The organism is Streptomyces sp. KR80 (assembly GCF_052245555.1).
GTDB lineage: Bacteria > Actinomycetota > Actinomycetes > Streptomycetales > Streptomycetaceae > Streptomyces.
The window spans coordinates 1-20,249 of sequence record NZ_JBQQCD010000038.1; the positions used below are offsets into that span (position 1 = coordinate 1).

13 protein-coding genes and 1 riboswitch are annotated in these 20,249 nt (G+C 72.7%); of the genes, 7 read left to right on the forward strand and 6 right to left on the reverse strand.

What is annotated here, in order from left to right; translation table 11 throughout:
* Positions 1 to 159: 159 nt before the first annotated feature.
* Positions 160 to 720 (reverse strand): MarR family winged helix-turn-helix transcriptional regulator, encoded by a 561-nt coding sequence (locus ACTWQI_RS29300; protein ID WP_443275047.1) that lies wholly within the window; start codon positions 718 to 720, stop codon positions 160 to 162.
* A gap of 136 nt (positions 721 to 856) precedes the next feature.
* Here ACTWQI_RS29300 and ACTWQI_RS29305 point away from each other — a divergent pair, with 136 nt between their 5' ends.
* Positions 857 to 2,212, forward strand: a complete 1,356-nt coding sequence (locus ACTWQI_RS29305) for an MFS transporter (protein ID WP_443275064.1) — start codon at positions 857 to 859, stop codon at positions 2,210 to 2,212.
* Positions 2,213 to 2,399: 187 nt separating this feature from the next.
* Here ACTWQI_RS29305 and ACTWQI_RS29310 read toward each other — a convergent pair whose 3' ends face one another.
* Both ACTWQI_RS29310 and ACTWQI_RS29315 read right to left on the reverse strand, forming a co-directional pair.
* The gene (locus ACTWQI_RS29310; RefSeq protein WP_443275049.1) at positions 2,400 to 4,244 is read right to left on the reverse strand and encodes an ATP-binding SpoIIE family protein phosphatase; all 1,845 of its coding nucleotides are present in this window, start codon (positions 4,242 to 4,244) and stop codon (positions 2,400 to 2,402) included.
* A gap of 337 nt (positions 4,245 to 4,581) precedes the next feature.
* Complete coding sequence (locus ACTWQI_RS29315; protein WP_443275066.1) at positions 4,582 to 5,877, reverse strand: NAD(P)/FAD-dependent oxidoreductase; 1,296 nt, start codon at positions 5,875 to 5,877, stop codon at positions 4,582 to 4,584.
* Positions 5,878 to 6,279: 402 nt separating this feature from the next.
* On the opposite strand from ACTWQI_RS29315, the gene ACTWQI_RS29320 reads away from it, so the two are divergent.
* Entirely contained in the window at positions 6,280 to 7,068 is a 789-nt protein-coding gene (locus ACTWQI_RS29320; RefSeq protein ID WP_443275051.1) for a TetR/AcrR family transcriptional regulator, read from the forward strand.
* A gap of 220 nt (positions 7,069 to 7,288) precedes the next feature.
* Positions 7,289 to 9,136 (forward strand): sigma-70 family RNA polymerase sigma factor, encoded by a 1,848-nt coding sequence (locus tag ACTWQI_RS29325; protein ID WP_443275052.1) that lies wholly within the window; start codon positions 7,289 to 7,291, stop codon positions 9,134 to 9,136.
* A gap of 192 nt (positions 9,137 to 9,328) precedes the next feature.
* Here ACTWQI_RS29325 and ACTWQI_RS29330 read toward each other — a convergent pair whose 3' ends face one another.
* A complete protein-coding gene (locus ACTWQI_RS29330) occupies positions 9,329 to 11,494 on the reverse strand; it encodes an asparagine synthase-related protein (RefSeq protein WP_443275054.1) in 2,166 nt (721 codons plus the stop codon).
* A 644-nt stretch (positions 11,495 to 12,138) separates the two neighbouring features.
* Between ACTWQI_RS29330 and ACTWQI_RS29335 the strand changes: the two genes are divergently transcribed.
* The 4 genes from ACTWQI_RS29335 (at position 12,139) to ACTWQI_RS29350 (ending at position 17,340) form a co-directional block, all read left to right on the forward strand.
* On the forward strand, positions 12,139 to 13,572 hold the full coding sequence (locus tag ACTWQI_RS29335) for an MFS transporter (RefSeq protein WP_443275056.1): 1,434 nt from the start codon (positions 12,139 to 12,141) through the stop codon (positions 13,570 to 13,572).
* Between the two features lie 131 nt (positions 13,573 to 13,703).
* Positions 13,704 to 14,933 (forward strand): L-2-hydroxyglutarate oxidase, encoded by a 1,230-nt coding sequence (gene lhgO / locus ACTWQI_RS29340; protein WP_443275058.1) that lies wholly within the window; start codon positions 13,704 to 13,706, stop codon positions 14,931 to 14,933.
* Between the two features lie 59 nt (positions 14,934 to 14,992).
* Positions 14,993 to 15,841, forward strand: a complete 849-nt coding sequence (trmB, locus tag ACTWQI_RS29345; protein ID WP_443275060.1) for a tRNA (guanosine(46)-N7)-methyltransferase TrmB — start codon at positions 14,993 to 14,995, stop codon at positions 15,839 to 15,841.
* A gap of 134 nt (positions 15,842 to 15,975) precedes the next feature.
* Entirely contained in the window at positions 15,976 to 17,340 is a 1,365-nt protein-coding gene (locus ACTWQI_RS29350; protein WP_443275068.1) for a PrsW family intramembrane metalloprotease, read from the forward strand.
* A gap of 101 nt (positions 17,341 to 17,441) precedes the next feature.
* On the opposite strand, the gene ACTWQI_RS29355 is transcribed toward ACTWQI_RS29350, so the two are convergent.
* Together ACTWQI_RS29355 and ACTWQI_RS29360 are read right to left on the reverse strand one after the other, a co-directional pair.
* Positions 17,442 to 18,527: a M23 family metallopeptidase gene (locus ACTWQI_RS29355; protein ID WP_443275062.1), complete on the reverse strand. Its 1,086-nt coding sequence runs from the start codon at positions 18,525 to 18,527 to the stop codon at positions 17,442 to 17,444.
* A gap of 11 nt (positions 18,528 to 18,538) precedes the next feature.
* Positions 18,539 to 18,732: riboswitch (cyclic di-AMP (ydaO/yuaA leader) on the reverse strand.
* Between the two features lie 215 nt (positions 18,733 to 18,947).
* On the reverse strand, positions 18,948 to 20,234 hold the full coding sequence (locus ACTWQI_RS29360) for a PP2C family protein-serine/threonine phosphatase (protein WP_443275070.1): 1,287 nt from the start codon (positions 20,232 to 20,234) through the stop codon (positions 18,948 to 18,950).
* Positions 20,235 to 20,249 lie beyond the last annotated feature (15 nt).

Sequence of the window (20,249 nt, forward strand, 5' to 3'; positions counted from 1 at the left end):
CCTTTCGGACCGAATTTCGGCACGCCGAAATCGTCCCCGCAAGGAGATCGTGCAAAGTAGTTTGCCGCCGGTGCGGCTCGAGTGGCTGCCCACAGAGTCGGCTGACTCCGCGACAACCTGGAGAACAGTACGGATCCGCACCGCCGGTGTCAACTTGCGTCAGTCGAGGTCCAACAGGCGTCCACCCGAGTCCGGTTGAGCGTGCTCCACCCGTCGCAAGAGTCGGGTGAGCATCTCACCGAGCTGCCCGCGCTCCCTCGGGGAGAGGTCCTGGAGGAGGTCCTCCTCGAAGACCGAGGCCATCCGCATGGCCTCGAGCCACTTCTCCCGCCCCTCCGCCGTCAGTTCGACGATGACCCGTACCCGGTTCTTCTCGTCCCGCTCGCGCGTCACCAGCCCCTCGCCCGCCATTCGGTCGACGCGGTGGGTCATCGCGGCCGGCGTGAGGCCGAGGCGCTTGGCGAGGTCACCCGGTCCCATCCGGTACGGAGCGCCGGACAGGACGAGGGCCTTGAGGACCTCCCACTCGGCGTTGCTGATGCCGAGGGTCGCGGTCTGCCGCCCGTACGCGACGTTCATCCGGCGGTTCAGGCGCTGGAGCGCGGAGACGACCTGCTCCACCTGGGGGTCGAGGCCGCGGAATTCGCGCTGGTAGGCCGCGATCTGTTCCTCGAGGCTCGGCTCGACGCCGGGCTCGCTGGGGGCGGGGATGTCAGCCATGTGGTGAGTATCGCATGCAATTGATTGGCCTTGAAGTCCTTGCATCTGTACTCTTTAGGCCTGAACTTTAGTGTTGAAGTCTTCAGACTTCGACCGTCGACTTCTCTTTCCTCTCTCTCGACCTGGGTAGGTGAGTGTGACCACCGCGATGGGCGCAGCGCTGCGCCGGATCCAACTGGGCAACGCGTTGAGCGCGTTCGGCAATGGCTTCACCGTCCCGTTCCTGTTCATCTATGTGGCGCAGGTTCGGGGTCTCGGCGCGAGCACCGCAGGCGTGGTGCTCGCGACGTTCGCGGTGGCCGCGCTGCTCGTCCTGCCCTTCACCGGTCGGGTCATCGACCGGCGTGGTCCGCTGCTTGTTGCCCTCGCCGGTTCGGTTGCCGCTGCTGCCGGGTCGATGGGGCTCGGGCTTGCGGGCAGCGAGCCGCTGGTCATCGCCTCGGCGGGGCTTCTCGGTGCCGGTATCGCGGTCATCCAGCCCACTCTGGCCACGATGATCGTGTGGTGCTCGACGACCGCGACGCGGTCGCGCGCCTTCGCCATGCAGTTCTTTCTGCAGAACCTGGGCTTGGGAGTCGGTGGTCTGCTCGGCGGGCTCATCGTCGACACCTCACGGGTGTCGAGCTTCGTGACGCTGTTCTCGATCGAGGCCGTGATGTTTCTGGTGCTGGGTGCCGCGGTGGCGAGTGTGCGGTTGCCCAGGGTTCCTCGTGTCGACGACCTGATACCGACCGACGGGCGGAAGGGCGGCTGGGGCTCGCTGCTCAGGGACCGGGCCATGGTGCAGCTGTGCGGGCTGGGCTTTGTGATGTTCTTCGCCTGCTACGGGCAGTTCGAGTCGGGACTCTCCGCATTCGCGGTCGAGGTCGCTCGGATCTCTCCGACGATGCTGGGGGTGGCACTGGCCGCCAACACCACGGCCATCGTGCTGGCGCAGTTCGCCGTGCTGAAACTCGTGGAGCGGCGGCGGCGCAGCAGCGTCGTCGCGTTCGTCGGGCTGATCTGGACGGTGGCCTGGGTGGCCGCCGGTGTGTCGGGGCTGGTCCCCGGGAGCCCGGTCATCGCAACGGCGTCGATCATCTCGACGTACGCGCTCTTCGGGCTGGGCGAGGCGATGCTGTCCCCGACCGTGGCCCCCCTGGTGGCGGATCTGGCGCCGTCCTCGCTCGTCGGGCAGTACAACTCCGCCTTCGCTCTGGTGAAGCAGCTGGCGCTGGCCGTCGGGCCCGCGGTGGGCGGGCTGATGGCGGGAGCCTCGATGTACGGGCCGTACATCGCGCTGCTCATCGGGTGCTCCCTGGGGATCACCGTCCTCGCACTGCGGCTGGGGCGCAGCCTGACCGCGGCGCAGGACAGCCCGCTCCGCGCCGCGCCCCAGGCGCCGCGGACTCCGGGTGCTGTCACGGCATCAGCCCCTGCCGGACCGGCCACGAGTGGGGCTCCCGTGTCCGTACAGCGGGCGGAGGTTGAGCCCGTCGGAGCCGCGGCCTGACGCAGGCCTGCTGCGCCTGGCTCCCCGGGCACCTGGGGAGGCGGGATGACCGGCGGGGCGGTCGCCGCGCTCGTGGCCTTACGCCGCACTGCTCCTGCGTGACGCCACTCTTCGTCGCGAAGCGAGCAGACCGGGCGTCCTTACCGCCCTGGTCGAGCCGCTCGCCTCTCCCCAAGGAGCAGGTCGTTCACGCGCTGACCGCCGGAAGGGCGAACTCGCACCAGACCGCCTTGCCGCCGCCCGGCGTGCGGCGGGAGCCCCAGGACGAGGCGATCGTGGCGACGATCGAGATGCCGCGGCCCGCCTCGTCCACCGGTTCGGCGCGGCGCCTGCGGGGCAGGTGGTCGTCGCCGTCCGTGACTTCGATGATCAGGCGGCGGTCGGTGCGCCGCAGCCGCAACCGCATCGGCGGGGTGCCGTGCTGGAGGGAGTTGGCCACCAGCTCGCTGGTCGCCAGGACGCCGAGGTCTCGCAGTTCGGCCGGGAAGCGCCAGCTGGCGAGGACACCGGAGGCGAAGGCACGCGCGCGTGGCGCGGCCTCCACGCCGCCCAGCAACTCCAGCGCCGCGTTGTGGAAGAGCTCCGCGTCGTGGCCCGTACGGGCGGGGTGTTGAAGGACGAGAACGGCGACGTCGTCATCGTGGTCAGAGGTGACGCCGAGAGCGCGGATGAGTCGGTCGCACATGACCTGTGGTGAGCCCGTCGCGCCCGCGAGCGCGCGTTCGAGCGCGGCGACGCCCTCGTCGATGTCCGCGTCGCGCCGCTCCACCAGGCCGTCCGTGTAGAGGACGGCGGTGGAGCCGGGGCCCATAGGCAGGGAGCCCGAGGTGTGAAGCCAGCCGCCGGTGCCCAGTGGTGGACCGGTGGGTTCCGCCGCGCGGTGCACCGTGCCGTCCGGATCGCGGACGAGGATCGGAAGGTGGCCCGCTGAGGCGTAGCCGAGACGGCCTTCGTTGGGGTCGTGAACGGCGTAGACGCAGGTGGCGATCTGGCTGGCATCGATCTCGGCTGCCAGGCCGTCCAGGAGTTGGAGCACCTCGTGCGGAGGCAGGTCGAGGCGGGCGTAGGCCCGTACGGCTGTCCGGAGCTGGCCCATGACGGCGGCGGCGCGTACCCCACGACCCATCACATCGCCGATGACCAGGGCGGTGCGGCCGGCGCCGAGGGTGATGACGTCGTACCAGTCGCCGCCGACGGCCGCGTCCGTGCCACCCGGCTGGTACGTGGCGGCGACGCGCAGATCGTCCGGCTGCTCCAACTTCTGCGGGAGGAGGCTGCGCTGGAGGGTGACCGCGGCCTCGCGCTGCCGCCGTTCACTGGCGCGCAGCCGCTCGGCGGCTTCGACCTGGTCGGTGACGTCGGCGGCGAAGACCAGGACGCCGCGGTGCGGTGGGGTGGCTGCCCGCGCGGGAGCGGCGTCGCCGTCCGGATCGGAGGGGAGTGCGGGGCCGAGGTCCGGGGCGGGGGCTGCGGCGGCGATATCGATGGGGCTGCAGGTGAAGGTGAAGTAGCCCGAGCGCGCTCGGTTGACGACGTCGGCCCCCGGTGCGCCGGGGCCCGGTCGCGGCACGCGGCGGGACTTGACCGTGCGCGGCTTTCCGCTGCGCAGGACCTGGTCCATCAGGGGGAGGAGGCCGAGCTCCGCGAGCTCGGGGAGCGCTTCGCGAGCGGGTGCGCCGGGCGCGCGCGGGCCGAAGACGGCGGCGTACGCCTCGTTGACGTACGCGATGCGGTGGTCCGCGCCGTACACAACCGCCACCGGCCCCGGGACTTGACCGAGAACGTCGTGAACGGAGAGGCCGTCCACGGTCGGGTGTGCGGCCTGCGCGGAAACGGCCGCCCCGGACGCACGGCCCGAGAGCGCGAACTCGCCCCGGTCACCGCGGTCACCGTGCTCGCCGCGCGCGGCGGGCACGGGGCTCCCGCCTGCCGCTGCTGCCGGTGGCTGCGCAGGGCGCGCGCCGCGGTCGGTCCGCGCGGCGGCGCGTCGCTGTGTTCCGGGGAGCCGGGCGCTCCAGCGGGTGAAATTCACTGAGTCTTGCCTCGTGAGGTCGCTTCGGGGTCAGCCGGGCCGGTCAGGGTGCAGCTGCGTGGGCTGCATGCACTCTTCGTAAGTGCGGCCCCACCCATGGTCACATGTCCAGTGTGGCCGACCGGACTGACATACGTCAGACGGTGGTGGCCGCCGGGGAGTTCCGCCTTCGCGGAGGGTCGCACCAGCGTCACACCCAGGGGGCATCCGCAGCCGCGGGCGGCGCCGCGCGGGGCCTTCGGGAGACGCTCAGGGACCACACCACGGATGCGGTCTCCGCCCGGCCTTCCGCGCGGCGGGTAAGCAGGACGGCGGGTCCACGAGCGGGGTCACGAGGTCACGTCGTCTCGTTGTGCCGACCGGTGCCCGCCGCGAGTTCGAACTCGGCGCGCGGATGCTCCAGCGAGCCCAGCGAAACGATTTCCCGCTTGAAGAGCCCGGACAGGGTCCATTCGGCGAGCACCCGTGCCTTCCGGTTGACGGTCGGCACGCGGCTCAGGTGGTAGGCGCGGTGCATGAACCAGGCGGGGTAGCCCTTCACCTTCCGCCCGTAGACGTGTGCCACGCCCTTGTGGAGACCGAGAGAGGCGACGGAGCCGACGTACGCGTGCTCGTAGTCCTTCACCGGCTCGCCGCGCAGGGACGCGATGATGTTCTCGGCCAGCACCTTGGCCTGACGGAGCGCGTGCTGGGCGTTGGGCGCGCATTCCTTGCCCGGCTCCGCGGCCGTACGATCCGGAACGGCCGCCGCGTCACCGGCGGCCCACGCGTGCTCCACGCCCGCGACGCGGAGGCCGGCGGTGCAGACGAGGCGCCCTCGCTCGTTCAGCGGCAGGTCGGTCGCGGCCAGGATGGGGTGCGGCTTGACGCCCGCCGTCCAGACGAGGGTGCGCGTCGGGAAGCGGGAGCCGTCGCTGAGCTGGGCCACCCGGTCCTCGCAGCTGTCGAGGCGGGTCTCCAGGCGTACGTCGATGTTGCGGCGCCGCAGCTCGCGGACGGCGTACGTGCCCATCTCCGCGCCCACTTCCGGGAGGATCCTCCCGGTCGCCTCCACGAGGATCCACTTCATGTCTTCGGGGGAGACGTTGTGGTAGTAGCGGGAGGCGAAGCGGGCCATGTCCTCGAGCTCGGCGAGCGCCTCCACGCCCGCGTAGCCACCCCCGACGAAGACGAAGGTCAGGGCCGCGTCGCGGACTTCGGGGTCCCGGGTGGAGGAGGCGATGTCCAGCTGCTCCAGCACATGGTTGCGCAGGCCGATGGCCTCCTCGACGGTCTTGAAGCCGATGCCGTGGTCGGCGAGGCCGGGGACCGGGAGGGTGCGGGAGACGGAGCCGGGCGCGAGGACCAGCTCGTCGTAGTGCAGCTCGATTGCACCGGTGCCCTCCTCTTCCGTGGCGAGGGTGGTGACGGTCGCGGTGCGTTTGGCGTGGTCGATCGACTGCGCCTCGCCGACGACGACCTGGCACTTGTCCAGGACCCGGCGCAGCGGCACGACGACGTGCCGCGGGGAGATCGAACCGGCCGCCGCCTCGGGAAGGAACGGCTGGTACGTCATGTAGGGCTCGGGGTCGACCACGGTGATCTCGGCCTCGCCGCGCTTCAGCTTCCGCTGGAGGCGCAGCGCGGTGTACATCCCGACGTAGCCACCGCCGACAACGAGAATGCGCGCCGGTTCCTTCACAGAGGGTCTCCTCGCGACGTTGCTCACAGCACTCTCCCATGAGGCACTGGCGGCTGGATTTTGTCCACAGGCTCGACCGAATGTGTGACCGGCGGAAGCTCGCGGCAGGGTGCCGGCGACCTCCCGGGGTATGGGACAGTGACGCAGGTCAGAGCGCGAACAGAGGTGCTCCGGGGGCACGGAACCGGAAGGGAACGAGGTCGTACTCCGATCGGCGGTGGGGACGGGCCGAACTTGCTCTTCTTTCTTGACCTGGGCTCAACTATGTTCGTACCTCGCCGGGGTGCCCAGACCGCCCCCGGCAGTCAGGGCGGGGGTCTCCGGGGGGAGACGCCTTTTACCGGGGGAATGCAGATGCATATTCAGGGCTCTTCTCATTGGTCGACCGCTGTTGCCGCCGACGGGGGCGGGCACGCGGGCACGACGGGCGGCGGCGCAGTGACTGCCGGCCCGAGCGGGCGCTCGGCACCGCTGCGTGTGGACGCCCAACGCAATCTCGAGCATGTCCTGCGCGCCGCGCGCGAGGTCTTCGGGGAGCTGGGCTACGGGGCGCCGATGGAGGACGTGGCACGCCGGGCGCGGGTCGGCGTGGGGACCGTTTACCGGCGGTTTCCGAGCAAGGACGTACTGGTCCGGCGAATAGCCGAGGAGGAGACGGCCCGGCTGACCGAGCAGGCCCGAGCCGCGCTGGGCCAGGAGGACGAGCCGTGGTCGGCGCTGTCCCGCTTCCTGCGGACCTCAGTGGCGTCGGGTGCCGGCCGACTGCTGCCGCCGCAGGTGCTGCGGGTCCGGGTCGACCCCGAAACGCAGGCCGCCGAGGCCGTGCGGCTGCCACAGCAGCGGCAGCCCCAGCCGGGACTGCGGCTGGTCGAGCAGCGGCCGCAGTCGGAAGCGGCCCACTCGGCGGCCGTTGAACCGGGGGCGGACGACCCGGGGTCGTCGGCGCTGCTGGACGTCGTCGGTCAGCTCGTCGAGCGGGCGCGGGCGGCGGGCGAGCTGCGCGCGGACGTGACGGTGGCGGATGTGTTGCTGGTGATAGCGACCGCTGCGCCGTCGCTCCCGGACCCGGCGCAGCAGCAGGCCGCATCGGCGCGGCTGCTCGACATCCTGCTGGAGGGACTGCGGTCCCGCCCCGTGGCGTGACCGGCCTGAACGGCTGAGCAGCGACGCCCATACGCCCACGATCCATGGCACGCCGGTCCGTTGAGCATCCGCAGAGTGTCTGCTTCACCGCTTCAGGGCACGGTCCACGGCGCGAGGACGCCCGGACGAGTGGGTTGGTGGGATGAACGGGGAGCGGTCGCTGCGGTTGTGGGACGCTGACCGGGTGGTCGCGCGTGACTGTGGGTAGGGGGTCTCCGCCATGAGCGCTGAAGAGCGGGACGGGCCGTCGGCTGTGTCCGAGGGTCGGGACGCGAGCGTTCCGCAGCAGCGTGACGCCGGTGCCGCACCGGTGGGATTGCCGCCCTCGGACGCCGACCTGGTCTCGCGGCTGCGCGACGGGGACGACAGCGCGTACGAGGAGCTGTACCGGCGGCACGCGGACGTGGTGCGCCGGTACGCCCGGACCTGCTGCCGCGACGCCCACACGGCGGAGGACCTGACCGGCGAGGTGTTCGCGCGGACGCTGCAGGCGGTGCGCGGCGGTGCGGGCCCGGACTCGGCGGTGCGCGCCTATCTGCTGACCACGGTGCGGCGCGTGGCGGCGATGTGGGCCGGCAGCGCGAAGCGGGAGCAGCTGGTCGAGGACTTCGCGGTGTTCGCGGCGTCGGCGGCGCGGGCGCCCGGGTCCGACGAGGGCACGCTGGACCTGGGTGCGGATGTGCGCGCCATGCGCAAGGCCGAACAGTCGCTGGCCGTCCAGGCGTTCCGCAGCCTTCCGGAGCGCTGGCAGACGGTGCTGTGGCACACGACGGTGGAGAAGGAGTCGCCCAGCGAGGTGGCCCCACTGCTCGGGTTGACCGCGAACGCCACGGCGGTGCTGGCACACCGGGCGCGGGAGGGCCTGAAGCAGGCCTATCTGCAGGCGCATGTGAACGCGTCGCTCATCTCGGGCGGGGACTGCGCGCGGTACGCCGACCGGCTCGGTGCGTACGCGCGTGGCGGCCTGCGGGTGCGGGCCGAGCGGGGGCTCCGCAGGCACCTGGAGATCTGCTCTCGGTGTCGTACGGCCGCGCTGGAGGTCAAGGACGTCAACGAGCGTCTGGGGGCGGTGCTTCCCGTGGCGGTGATCGGCTGGTTCGCCGCCGGTTACGCGCTCAAGGCGGCCGGGGTCGCGGCCGGTGCCGGGGTCGCGGCAGGGGCCGCGGCGGGCGCTGCCGCAAGTGAGGGCGGAGCCGCGGCGACGGGCGGTACGAGCGTCGGTGCGAGCTCCGGAGCCGGTGCGAGCTCCGGAGCCGGTGCGGGAGCCGCCTCCGAAGGCCTCGGCCTCCCGGTGAAGGTGGGCATCGCCGCGGGTGCGCTCGCCGTGGCCGCGGCGACTGTGCTCGCGTTGACCGTGGGGGACGGCGAGCCGATGAAGGAGCCGCGGGCGGCCAAGCCCTCGGCGGCGCCCGTCGTGCCGCCAGGGACCGAGCCCGGGCCCGCTCCGCCGTCCGAGCCGAAGCCCGGGGCGCCCAAGCCGGCGCCCAAGCCGCCCGCCCCCTCATCGGAGCCCACCCCCGCCGGGGGGCCGAAGCCCGCTCCCACCCGGAAGCCGGCGCCGCCGGAGCCGGCACCGCCCCGCCCCCCGACGTCGGCACCGCCCAAGCCGACCCCGAAGCCGCCGCCCCCCGCCCCGACGGCCTACCAGATCAACCGGCTGAACTTCGACGTCACCGGGGACGGCACGGAACCTGAGGTGCGACTGACCGGAAGCTCCTGGCTGTGGCAGCGCTCCAGCATGTGGATCGGCGGTACCCGTTACGACGACGGGGCGAGTGTGCACGCCAACTCATCCGTCACGATCGACCTCAACCGCTCCTGCACGGCGTACGACGCGCTCGTCGGCGTCGACGACATGACGCTGGGCATCGGTGCCGTCCGGTTCTCCGTGTACGGGGACGGGACCCGGCTGTGGCGCTCGGGCGTGGTGCGGGGCGGCGACGCGGCCGTACCCGTCCATGTGCCGCTGGCCGGGCTCGAGACAATCCGGCTGGTGGTCGACGCGCGATCGACACTCGGCAACGCGGCAGTTGCGGACTGGGCGCGGGCCCGCATCTCCTGCCGCTGACCTCGCCGGTCGGGCCGCTCCGCGCCAACCCGCGCCTCGAAGCCGGGCGGTTGCACTCCCAAGCCCGGCCCCCGGCCTCCGGCCGGGGTTTCGTCTCCACCCACCCACCCGTTTCAGTAGGTGCCAACGCTGAGGCCCCACAGCCCAGCCCACCGCCCCCGCCGCGGAGCGGTCCGGCAGCGAGCGGGGCGGTCAGAGCGCGGGGCGGGGCATCACGCCGCCCGCTACCGCGCGTTGGCGGGAGGCTGCGGGGGAGCCCGTCCAGCAGCTGCCGCGGCGCGAGAGGAGACGGCGCAGCCACAGCTCCGTGGAGACCAGGTCCGCCAGCCCGTCCAGCGGCAGCGGCTCGCCCTCGGCCGCAGCCCTCAGCGCCTTGCGGACGACGCGGGCCTCGACCAGGCCGGCGTCGGCCAGGAGCGGCGCGTCGAAGAGGGCGACGAGGTCGCCCACCGCCACCCGCAGTCCGGCCCGCACGGCGGCGGCGTGGGAGGCATGGGACGTGGCGCCCCACCCGGCCGGAAGATCGTGGATGCCCGCACCCGCAAGCACAGCGCGCAACACCGAGGCGCGCGCCCCCGGTTGCACGCGCAGCGCCTCGGGGAGCGCGCGGCAGGCCCGGACGACCTGGTTGTCGAGGAAGGGCGCATGGAGGCGCTGGCTACGTACCTCCGCGGCCTGTTCGAGGACGCGGTGGTCGAGTGCGTACCGGGCCAGGGCGGCCCGTGCCCGCCGTTCGCCGGGGCGTTCCACTGGGCCCGGCCGGGACGCCGCATCCTGCAGGCGAACCGATACTTCAGCGAGCGCCTCACCCGTGAGCCAGCGCGCGGCGGGCCCGGGGCGGCCCCAGGCGAGGGCCGCCAGCGAGGCGTCCACAGGTCCCGCAGCCCCCGCCGCCGCGCCATTGCCCCCGCCACCGCTGCCGCCGACCGTCCCGGTGCCCCCGTCCTCGCCCCCGTCGAACCGGCGCTCCAGCAGATGCGCTGCGAGGTCGCGCACCCCCTCCCGGTACGGGGTACGGGCCAGCCTGCGTGCCGCCCGATAGACGGTGAACGGTACGAACAGCGAATGCGCAGACGGCCCGTCCGCCCTCGCCAGCGCAGCCACGGGCCGCAGCAGCAGCCATCGCCGACGGTCCATCAGCAGGTCGGCCAGCCGCGCCGGATGGGCGTCCAGGACCTGTCGTGCCCCGTTCCCCACCAGATGGTCGGCGCTGCCGGCCGAGAGCCGTCGCCGGTGCCGTTCCGCGACGACGAGCGAAGGACCGGGCTCGTCCGTCAACGGCCCGCTGTCCAGGTCCGCGTACGGCAGGGCCTCGGCCCCGGATGCGACGACGACATGATGCAGACGGGGGTTGTCGGCGATGCTGCGGGCGCGCTCGAGCTCGGCCTCGCGCGTCAGGTGCGCCTGCCCACCGCCCTCGCCGGGCCCGGCCGTCGCCAGATCGTTGAAGGTGACGGCGAGCAGCCGCTCGCCCGCCCCGGTGCGGCCGTGCCCGAGCGGCGTCCCCGGTACGCCTGGCAGGCCTGCCGCCAGCAGCGCGAGCGTCGAGGAGGCACTGCCGCCGGAGAGGTCGGCGCCGATGCCCGGAGCGGGGCCGCCGCGCGCCGCCCTCCGGTCGGCGGGGCCCATGCCCGGCACCGGCCCGGGGTCGGGCTCGGGCACCTCGGGCGCGTGCCGCGGCGCGGCGAGCCGGGCCCGTACGGCCTCGACGAGTGCGTCCCGCACGCCGTCGACCGCCTTGGCGGCCTCGACCTGTGGGGCGGCGACGGCGAGCGAGGCGGTCGGCTCGTACCCGGCGATCTCACGCGCACCGTCACGCAGGATCAGCGCGTGCCCGGGCGGCAGGCGCCGCACGCCCTCGTACGGTGTGCCGTCGCCCAGGGCCTCGGGCACGTCCGGGCAGGCGAGCAGCGCGGCGAGGTGGCCGATGTCGAGCTGCGCCTCGATGAGGTCGGCCAGCGGCAGCGCCGCGGTCGCGTATGCGGTGCCGCCCGCCCAGGGGGTGTGGAAGACGGGCCGCGCACCGGCCAGGTCCCCCACCACGGTGATGCGGCGGCCGACTTGGGCGACGGCGGTGTAGCTGCCGGGCCAGGCGGTGAGGTGCCGGAGTGCGCCGCCCCGGGCGGTGAACAGGCCCGCGCGCAGCTGCTCGTCACTGGCTCCGCAGCAGCCGAGGACGGCGAGCCGGGTCATGGGGTCGGCCTGGACGACGCGCACCTCATCGGGGCGCCAGTCGCCGACGGCCCAGAGCGGATCCGGGTCGCCCCACAGGAGTTGGGCGCCCACCGGATGGACCGTGCGTCCCTCCCCCGAGACCGGTACCGCGGCGGCACTGCTCCATCCGACCAACCACCGCATCGCCGCCTCCACAGGGTGTGGACAACCAAGAAGTAGCAGTCATCATGCACAGTCACCGGCGGTTCCGGCATCGAACCCGCCGGGCGCCGTCCGGCCTCCGCAGGGCCCCTGCTCGGGACCATGCTGCCACGCCACGGGGCGCACGGGACCAGGACAAGGAGCGCATACGCACACGACGAGCGCCCTTGATGAGACCCCGCTGACGAGCAGGCCCGCTCGTGTACGGGAGGCGGCGGTCGAAACCTCCATCGAGGAGCGGGATTCGGCCAATCTCGGCGAGGGCGCGAGCGCGGGTGCATCAGCGCAGAACGGCGCAGTCCGGGAGACGTAACCGTCTCCCGGACCGGTCCGCCACCCGCGGGGAATGAGGTGACGGTGTCCCCCAGCCCACTGGACCCAGCGCAGCGGGCCGACCCACGCACCACCATGGAAGCGCCGTCCCGGTGGCCAGGGCAGAGCGCACGGCCGGGCGCACGGCCACACGAACCGGGAGCACGCGATCTCCGGCACGCACTCCAGTGCGGACAACAATCTCGCCATCCGGAACGCCGCCCCTTAACGGTCGGGATGTGGCGAACTACGCTGGGTTTACGAATGCCCCGTGCCTATGCCGGGGCGGCCGACGGTGTGTCGAGGGGTGGCGCATGTCCAGGGAGCAACGCGGGCCGAACGAGAAGCTCGGCACCGTTCTCGCCCTCGCGGGGATCAGCAACGCCGGACTCGCGCGGAGAGTCAACGACCTTGGCGCGCAACGCGGACTGACGCTTCGTTACGACAAGACGTCGGTCGCCCGATGGGTGACCAAAGGCATGGTGCCGCAGGGCGCCGCACCCCATCTCATCGCCGCCGCCATCGGCAGCAAGCTCGGCCGGCCCGTGCCGCTGCACGAAATCGGCCTCGCGGACGCCGACCCGGCGCCGGAGGTCGGCCTCGCCTTCCCGCGCGATGTGAGCGCCGCCGTGCGGTCGGCGACGGAGCTCTACCGGCTGGACCTGGCCGGCCGCCGGGCGGGCGGCGGAGGCATCTGGCAGAGCCTGGCCGGGTCGTTCTCCGTCAGCGCCTATGCGACTCCCGCGTCCCGCTGGCTGATAACCCCGGCCGACAGCGCGGCCGGCCGCGACGCGCGGGAGGCCGAGGCGAGCGGTCTGGACGGAAAGGTCCAGCGGGTCGGCCACAGCGATGTGCGGAAGCTGCGCGAGGCGGCCGAGGACGCGCGCCGCTGGGACTCCAAGTACGGCGGCGGGGACTGGCGTTCGTCGATGGTCCCCGAATGCTTACGGGTGGACGCCGCGCCGCTGCTGCTCGGCACCTACAGCGACGAGGTCGGGCGCTCGCTCTTCGGCGCCACCGCCGAACTCACCCGGCTGGCGGGGTGGATGGCCTTCGACACCGGTCAGCAGGAGGCTGCGCAGCGGTACTACATCCAGGCGCTGCGGCTGGCCCGCGCGGCGGCCGACGTCCCGCTCGGCGGGTACGTTCTCGCCTCGATGAGCCTCCAGGCGACCTACCGAGGCTTCGCCGACGAAGGCGTGGACCTCGCGCAGGCCGCGCTGGAACGCAACCGCGGCCTGGCCACGGCCCGCACGATGAGCTTCTTCCGGCTCGTCGAGGCCCGGGCGCACGCCAAGGCCGGCGATTCGCAGGCGGCGGGCGCGTCGCTCAAGGCCGCAGAGGCCTGGCTTGAGCGGTCACGGGACGGTGACGCGGATCCGACGTGGCTCGGCTTCTACAGCGAGGACCGGTTCGCCGCCGACGCCGCCGAGTGCTATCGCGACCTCAAGGCGCCTCGGCAGGTACGGCGCTTCACCGAGCAGGCACTGTCGCGGCCGACCGAGGAGTTCATCCGTTCGCACGGGCTGCGGCTCGTCGTATCCGCTGTCGCCGAACTGGAGTCCGGCAACCTCGATGCGGCGTGCGCGCAGGGCACGCGCGCGGTGGAGGTCGCCGGGCGGATCTCGTCGGCGCGGACCACGGAATACGTGCGCGACCTGCTGCACCGGCTGGAGCCGTACGGCGACGAGCCGCAGGTCGCCGAGCTCCGGGAGCGGGCCCGGCCGCTGCTGGTCGCCCCGGCGTGACAGGCGCGCCCCGGTTTCGCGCAGCTGTCAGCGGGCCAAGGCATCATCGTGAGTACGGACGCCGGTGCGGGCGGTAGCAGGCGGCCGCAGCGGTTCGGGTCCGTTCCGATGTGAGCCAAGGAGGTGGAGCGGTGGCGTACGACAGCGATGTGCTGGTGGTCGGGGGCGGGATCGTCGGCCTGTCGGCTGCGTATGCGATCACTCGAGCCGCGCCCGGCACCCGGGTCATGGTGCTGGAGAAGGAAGGTGGTCCCGGGCGGCACCAGACGGGGCGCAACAGCGGTGTGATCCACAGCGGCATCTACTACCGGCCGGGGTCGCTGAAGGCTCGGTTCGCGGTTCAGGGCGCGGCGGAGATGGTGAAGTTCTGCGCCGAGCACGACATCCCGTACGAGGTGACGGGCAAGCTGATCGTCGCCACCGAGCGTTCCGAGCTGCCGCGGCTGCACGCGCTGGTCCAGCGGGGGCGGGAGAACGGGATCCCGGTCCGCGAACTGGGCCCGGCGCAGATCGCGGAGCGCGAGCCGCATGTCCGCGGGCTCGCGGCGATCGATGTGGGCACCACGGGCGTGTGCGACTTCGGAGGGGTCGCGGCTCAGCTGGCGGAGCTCGCGCAGGACGCGGGGGCCCGCATCCGGTACGGGGCCGAGGTTCGGGTGATCGGGCGGCGCCGTGCCACGGTGGCGGTCCGTACAGCCGACGGCGCGGTGCTGCGGGCGGGGGCGCTGGTCAACTGCGCCGGGCTGCACTGCGACCGGGTCGCAAGGCTGGCGGGCGACGACCCCGGCATGCGCATCATTCCTTTCCGGGGGGAGTACTACGAGCTGGTGCCCGAGCGGCTGGACCTGGTGCGGGGGCTGGTCTATCCGGTGCCCGACCCCGCCTTCCCGTTCCTGGGGGTGCATCTGACGCGTGGCATCGACGGCTCGGTTCACATCGGGCCCAATGCGGTGCCTGCGTTGGCCCGCGAGGGCTACGGCCGCGGGATGGTGCGGCCGGGGGAGCTGGCGGAGACACTGCGGTATCCCGGGGCGTGGCGGATGGCGCGCCGCCACTGGCGATACGGGGCGGGGGAGCTGCACCGGTCGCTGTCGAAGCGGGCTTTCACGGAAGCGGTGCGAAGACTCCTGCCGGAGGTGGCGGAGCGCGACCTCGTCGCGGCCCGGGCGGGGGTGCGGGCTCAAGCGGTGCTGCGCGACGGCACGCTCGTCGACGACTTCCTGTTCGCCGAGTCGCCCGGTGTGGTGCATGTGCTGAACGCACCGTCGCCGGCGGCGACCGCCTCGCTCCCGATCGGACGGGAGATCGCGCGGCGTGCGCTGTCCACGCTGGGCGCGGTCGCGTCGCACGGGCGACCGTAGAGCACCCTGGAACAGGCAGAACACCGCGGAACACGGCCGACCGTAGAATCGGAAGCACTGTGCTCGAGTCCGAGAACACCCATGTGTCCAGCCCGTCCGACGGCGCCCAGCGGGGCGACGACGGGCGCCGTGTCGTGCCCGGGAGCTGCACCCCGCGGGAGGGGCGGAGCCTGCGCTTCCCCGGCGGCCCGGCCGTCGACCCCGCCGGTTCGCACCACGAGCGGCGGATCCGCAGCTTCCGGCCGCGGCGCGGGCGGGTCACGGCCGGGCAGGACGAGGCGCTGCGCAGGCTGTGGCACACGTGGGGGCTGGACATCGACGGGCGGCAGGTGCTGGACCTCGGGAAGCTCTTCGGGACTGCGACATCTACGAGCGTGGACATGCCGGTCGTCCTCGAGATCGGCTTCGGGATGGGCGAGGCCACCGCGCAGATGGCCGCCGCCGATCCCGGCACCGGCATCCTCGCCGCGGACGTCCACACACCGGGCCAGGGGAATCTGCTGCGTCTCGCGGAGCGGAACGGCCTGTCCAACATCCGGGTCGCCAACGGCGACGCAATCATCCTCCTCCGCGAGATGCTCGAGCCGGCCGCCCTTTCCGGCCTGCGCGTCTACTTCCCGGACCCCTGGCCGAAGAAGCGCCATCACAAGCGGCGTCTGATCCAGCCCGAGTTCGTCGAGCTGGCCGCCTCCCGGCTGCGGTCGGGCGCGCTGGTGCACTGCGCGACCGACTGGGAGCCGTACGCGGAGCAGATGCTCGAGGTGCTGTCCGCCTCCCCCGAGCTGGAGAACACCCAGCCTGGCGGGGGCTATGCGCCACGGCCCGACTTCAGGCCGCTGACCAAGTTCGAGAGCGCCGGTCTGCAGAAGGGGCACGTCGTGCACGACCTGCTCTTCGTACGCCGTTGAAGCCCCCCGACGGCGCCGCTGAAGTACCCCACGGCCGTACACCGACCCCGACCGCTGGTTAGGGTCGACGGGTGCACCCCTTTCCGCAGCGGCCGGGCGTACCGGCGTACGAGGCGCAGCCGCAGTTCGGCGCCATGCCCGAGCCCGCACAGTGGCGTTACCGCCCCCGGCGCGCGCTGTGGCACAGCGGAGCGCTGCGCGTCGGTGCGCTGATCACGCTGCTCGCGCTCTCCGGACTGGTCATCCTCGCTCTCGTCCGGGCACAGACCGGCACCGAGGGCTTCCTCGTGGGTCTCGGCCTGGCCGTGCTGCCCGTGCCGCTGTTGATAGCCGCCTTCCGCTGGCTCGACCGGGTCGAGCCGGAACCCTGGAAGAACCAGCTGTTCGCCTTCGCGTGGGGCGCCTGCGCCGCGACGCTTCTGGCGATCATCGCCAACAGCTTCGCGACCGAGTGGATCGCGGCCCGGGTCGGGACGTCCTCGGCACCGGAGGCCGAAGCCTGGGGTGCCACCTTCATCGCGCCGGTCGTCGAAGAGACGGCGAAGGGCGCGGCGCTGCTGCTGCTCTTCCTCTACCGCCGCCGGGACTTCGACGGCATCGTCGACGGCGTCGTCATAGCGGGGATCACGGCCACGGGCTTCGCGTTCACCGAGAACATCCTCTATCTCGGCAACGCCTTCGGCGAGGACCGAGCCCTCGGCTCCTCCGGCTTCCAGTCGGTCACGGCGGCCACGTTCTTCATCCGCATCGTGATGTCGCCCTTCGCGCACCCCCTCTTCACCGCCCTGACGGGCATCGGCTTCGGGGTCGCCGCCCTCGCGACCCCCCGCCAGCGGATTCGCCGCGTCCTCGTGCCACTCGCCGGACTGCTCACCGCGATGGTGCTGCACGCCGTCTGGAACGGCTCGGCCACCCTCGGCGGCGCGGGCTTCATCGCCGTCTACGGCATGTTCATGGTCCCCGTCTTCGGGCTGCTGACCTGGCTGGTGATCTGGTCCCGCAGCAGCGAACTCGAGACCGTGCGGAGCCATCTGCCCGCCTACGTCGCGGCAGGGTGGCTCATCCCGCCCGAGCCGCACGCCCTGTCCTCCATGCGGGCCCGTGCGATAGCCCGTGACGCGGCACGGCGCCATCACGGGAAGCAGGCTGCCCGCAGGGTCGCCGAGTACCAGTCCTTCGCCTCGGCACTGGCGTTCCTGCGGCAGCGGGCGCACCGGGGGGCGGCGGGGGCGGACTTCATCGCACGCGAGCAGGAACTGCTGCATCACCTGTGGCAGCGCAAGGAAGTGGCCCGGTCCGCCCTGGCCCACGCGGCGCAGGTCACCGCCCGCCCCTATGTCCCGTATGTCCCGGACCGCCCTCACATCCCGGCGCAGTGGTCGCCGCCGGGCGGGCCCTCGTACGGACAGCAGCATGCACAGCCGTACGGACAGCAGCACGGGCGGCCGTACGGATCTCCGTACGGGCAGCAGCAGTACGGGCCTCCGTACGGCCGCTAGCGCACCCGGGCGCCGACTCGCGGCGAAGCCCGGACAGCCCCTGCGTCGGAGGGACGGCAGGGGCTGCGGGCGTACGGGGACAGCGGTGTGGGGGCGGGACGTCAGACGCTGACGCCGCGCTCCCGCAGCCAGGCCACCGGGTCGATCGGGGAGTCGCCGCCCGGCCGGACCTCCAGGTGGAGGTGCGGACCGGTGACATTGCCCGTGGCGCCGACGCGGCCGATGGTGTCGCCGGTGGTCACCTTGCCCGAGGTGATGGTCATCGACGACAGGTGGCAGTACCAGATCTCGGTGCCGTCCTCCAGCGTGAGCACGATCCGGTAGCCGTAGGACCCGGCCCAACCCGCCTCGGTGACGGTGCCGGTGTGCACCGCCTTGACGGGGGTGCCGGTGGGTGCGGCGAAGTCCTGGCCGGTGTGGTTGTTGGACCACATGGATCCGGACTCGCCGAAGCTGGAAGTGAGGGTGTAGGAGGAGAGGGGGCGGGTGTACTGCTTGGCCAGCCTGGCCAGCCGCTCGGCCTCGGCCTTCTTCGCGGCCGCTTCCCTGGCCTTGCGCTCGGCCTCTGCCTTGGCCTTCCGCTTCGCCTCCTCGGCCTGCTCCTTCTGCTCGGCAGCCAGCTTCGCGGCCTTCGCGGCCGCGGCCTTCGCGGCGGCCTCGCGCTCCGCCGCCTCCGCCGCGCTCTGCTGCTGCTCGGCCTGGCGCATGATGCGGGCCCGCAGCGCCTCACCCGCGTCGGCGCCCTGGGCGGCCTCGTCGTCGGTGAGTCCGGCCGAGGACAGCGGCGTCGTGGTGGTGCCGGCCGGCGCTTCGGCCGCATCCGATGTGTCGTCGTCGGATATCAGGGAGCCGATGCCGGGCAGCGACGCGGCGTCCGGGAGCTTGTCCGAGACGGCCGACATGTCCGGCATCGAGATGGAGACCGGGGGCTTGTCCTGCGCGCTGGCCATGCCGCCCGCACCCACGGCGGCGAAGACTCCGACGCCGAGGACGGCGCTGCTGCGCGCCATGCCGCCACCACGCTGCTTGCCGACTCGGTGCCTGCCACGGACGGGGCCCACGGACTCCGCGGTCGGATTCCACTCGCCTTCTGCGGCGGCCGGGGGCTCCTCGCCGAACCCGGCGCCGTAACCCAGGGAATTCACCGGCTCGGACAGAGTCTCGGGGGCAGGGCTCTTGGACGCCACGCGGGCGGACTCCTTTCCTTCCTTCTCGCCTACCGGGTTAGCTGACGGGTTCGGAGTAGGAAGGTCTCCTACGGACCCCTCCGGAGAGGCGTCCGATTCACCCCAAGTGGGCCCCTCCTGTGCCGATATCAGCGGCAGGAGGATGGTTCCCCGGCTCCCTTGTGCTCAATGGTGCAGGTGGTACGGGATTAGGCTTCGGCGCACGGTGCCACCTCTTGTGGCGGCTGGGACAACCGCGCTGCGTTATCGAACGTTAATAGACCCGGGCCAGGGATTCCAAGCCGTTCGGTGTGATCCTTAAGGAAATTCGAAGGGACGAACCAGGGCACGGAATCTCTAATACGGGCGAGTTGAACCGCTGCGCCGAAACCCACGACAGCTGATCGTGCGTCAGTTGTGATGCGGAGGGGTGCCGTCCGATCACGGACCGTGAGAAGCGGGCGCCAGCTCCACCGTCAGCCGTCGCTCCGGCTGGCCGCGCCCCGGACGACTGACGGCCAGCAGCGCCATGTCGTCCGTCGAGCCACCCGCGGTGTGCCGGTCCACGTCCTCCACCAGCGCGTCGAGCAGGGCGTCCGGCCCGGAGAACAGCCGGCCGCGCAGCCGCTCCCGCGGGTCGTAGAAGACTCCTCGGGCGTCCCGGGCCTCGGTCACGCCGTCCGTGAACAGCAGCAGCGTGGCCCCCTCGGGGAAGGGGAATTCCGCCACGTGCTCCGGCCACTCGCCCAAGTCGCCCATCCCGAACGGCAGCGAGGCCCTGTCGGGACCGGCCTCCCGCAAGCTGCCGTCCGCGTACTGCAGAAGCGGGGAGGGATGGCCGCGATGGAGAAGGCGCACGGTGCCCGCCAGGGCGCCCTCGCCCGGCTCCGACCGCAGGGCGGCGGGCACGACGGGCGTCGCCTCAGCCAGCACCGCGGTGGTGAAGCCCTCCGCCTGCTCCAGTCCCTCGCGGCGCGCGGTCTCGCGCTGCAGCGCGCGCTCCAGCCGGACCGCGACCTCCTCCAGGGTCGTCTCCTGCTCGGCCGCCTCCCGGAAGGCACCGATGACGACGGCCACCATCTCGACCGCGTCCAGGCCCTTGCCCCGGACGTCGCCGATGATCAGACGTACGCCGTGCGGGGTGTCCTGCACGGCGTAGAGATCTCCCCCGATGCTGGCCTCGGCCTGTGCGGCCTCGTAGCGCGCCGCGACATGGAGCCCGCCGATGCGGGGGGCGGGCGTCGGCAGCACGGCCCGCTGGGCGGCCTCGGCGACGCCGCGCGCCGAGGCCAGCCGGCGTTGGCCGAGGTGCACGACCCGGTTGAGGAACACCGCGAGCCCGGCGACGGTGAGGATGGTCGCCAGTTCGGTGATCTCCTCGCTGCCGGAGACGGTGCCGGTGAAGTAGGCGTGCAGGCTCAGGACGGTGACGACGGAGACGACACCGGTGGCGACCGTGACGCGCAGCGTGGAGAGGGCCGCGGCGACCAGCGGGGCCGCGGAGAAGAACGGCGAGCCGGTGAAGCGCCGCGGCGTGAGGAGCTCGAAGGCGAGGCCGCCGACGATGAGGACGGCGGGGAGCCAGCGGGCGAAGGCCTGGCTGGTGGGGCGGCGGGTGTCCGTAGGGCCGGTTCCCCTCGGTCGCATCCTCACCTGTCGCCCCTCCCCCCGCCCTCGTCCGGTAGGCGGCGTACGGCCCGCGCGCCCCCCCAGGCTGGCGGCTGACAGCCCGGAGGGCGAATC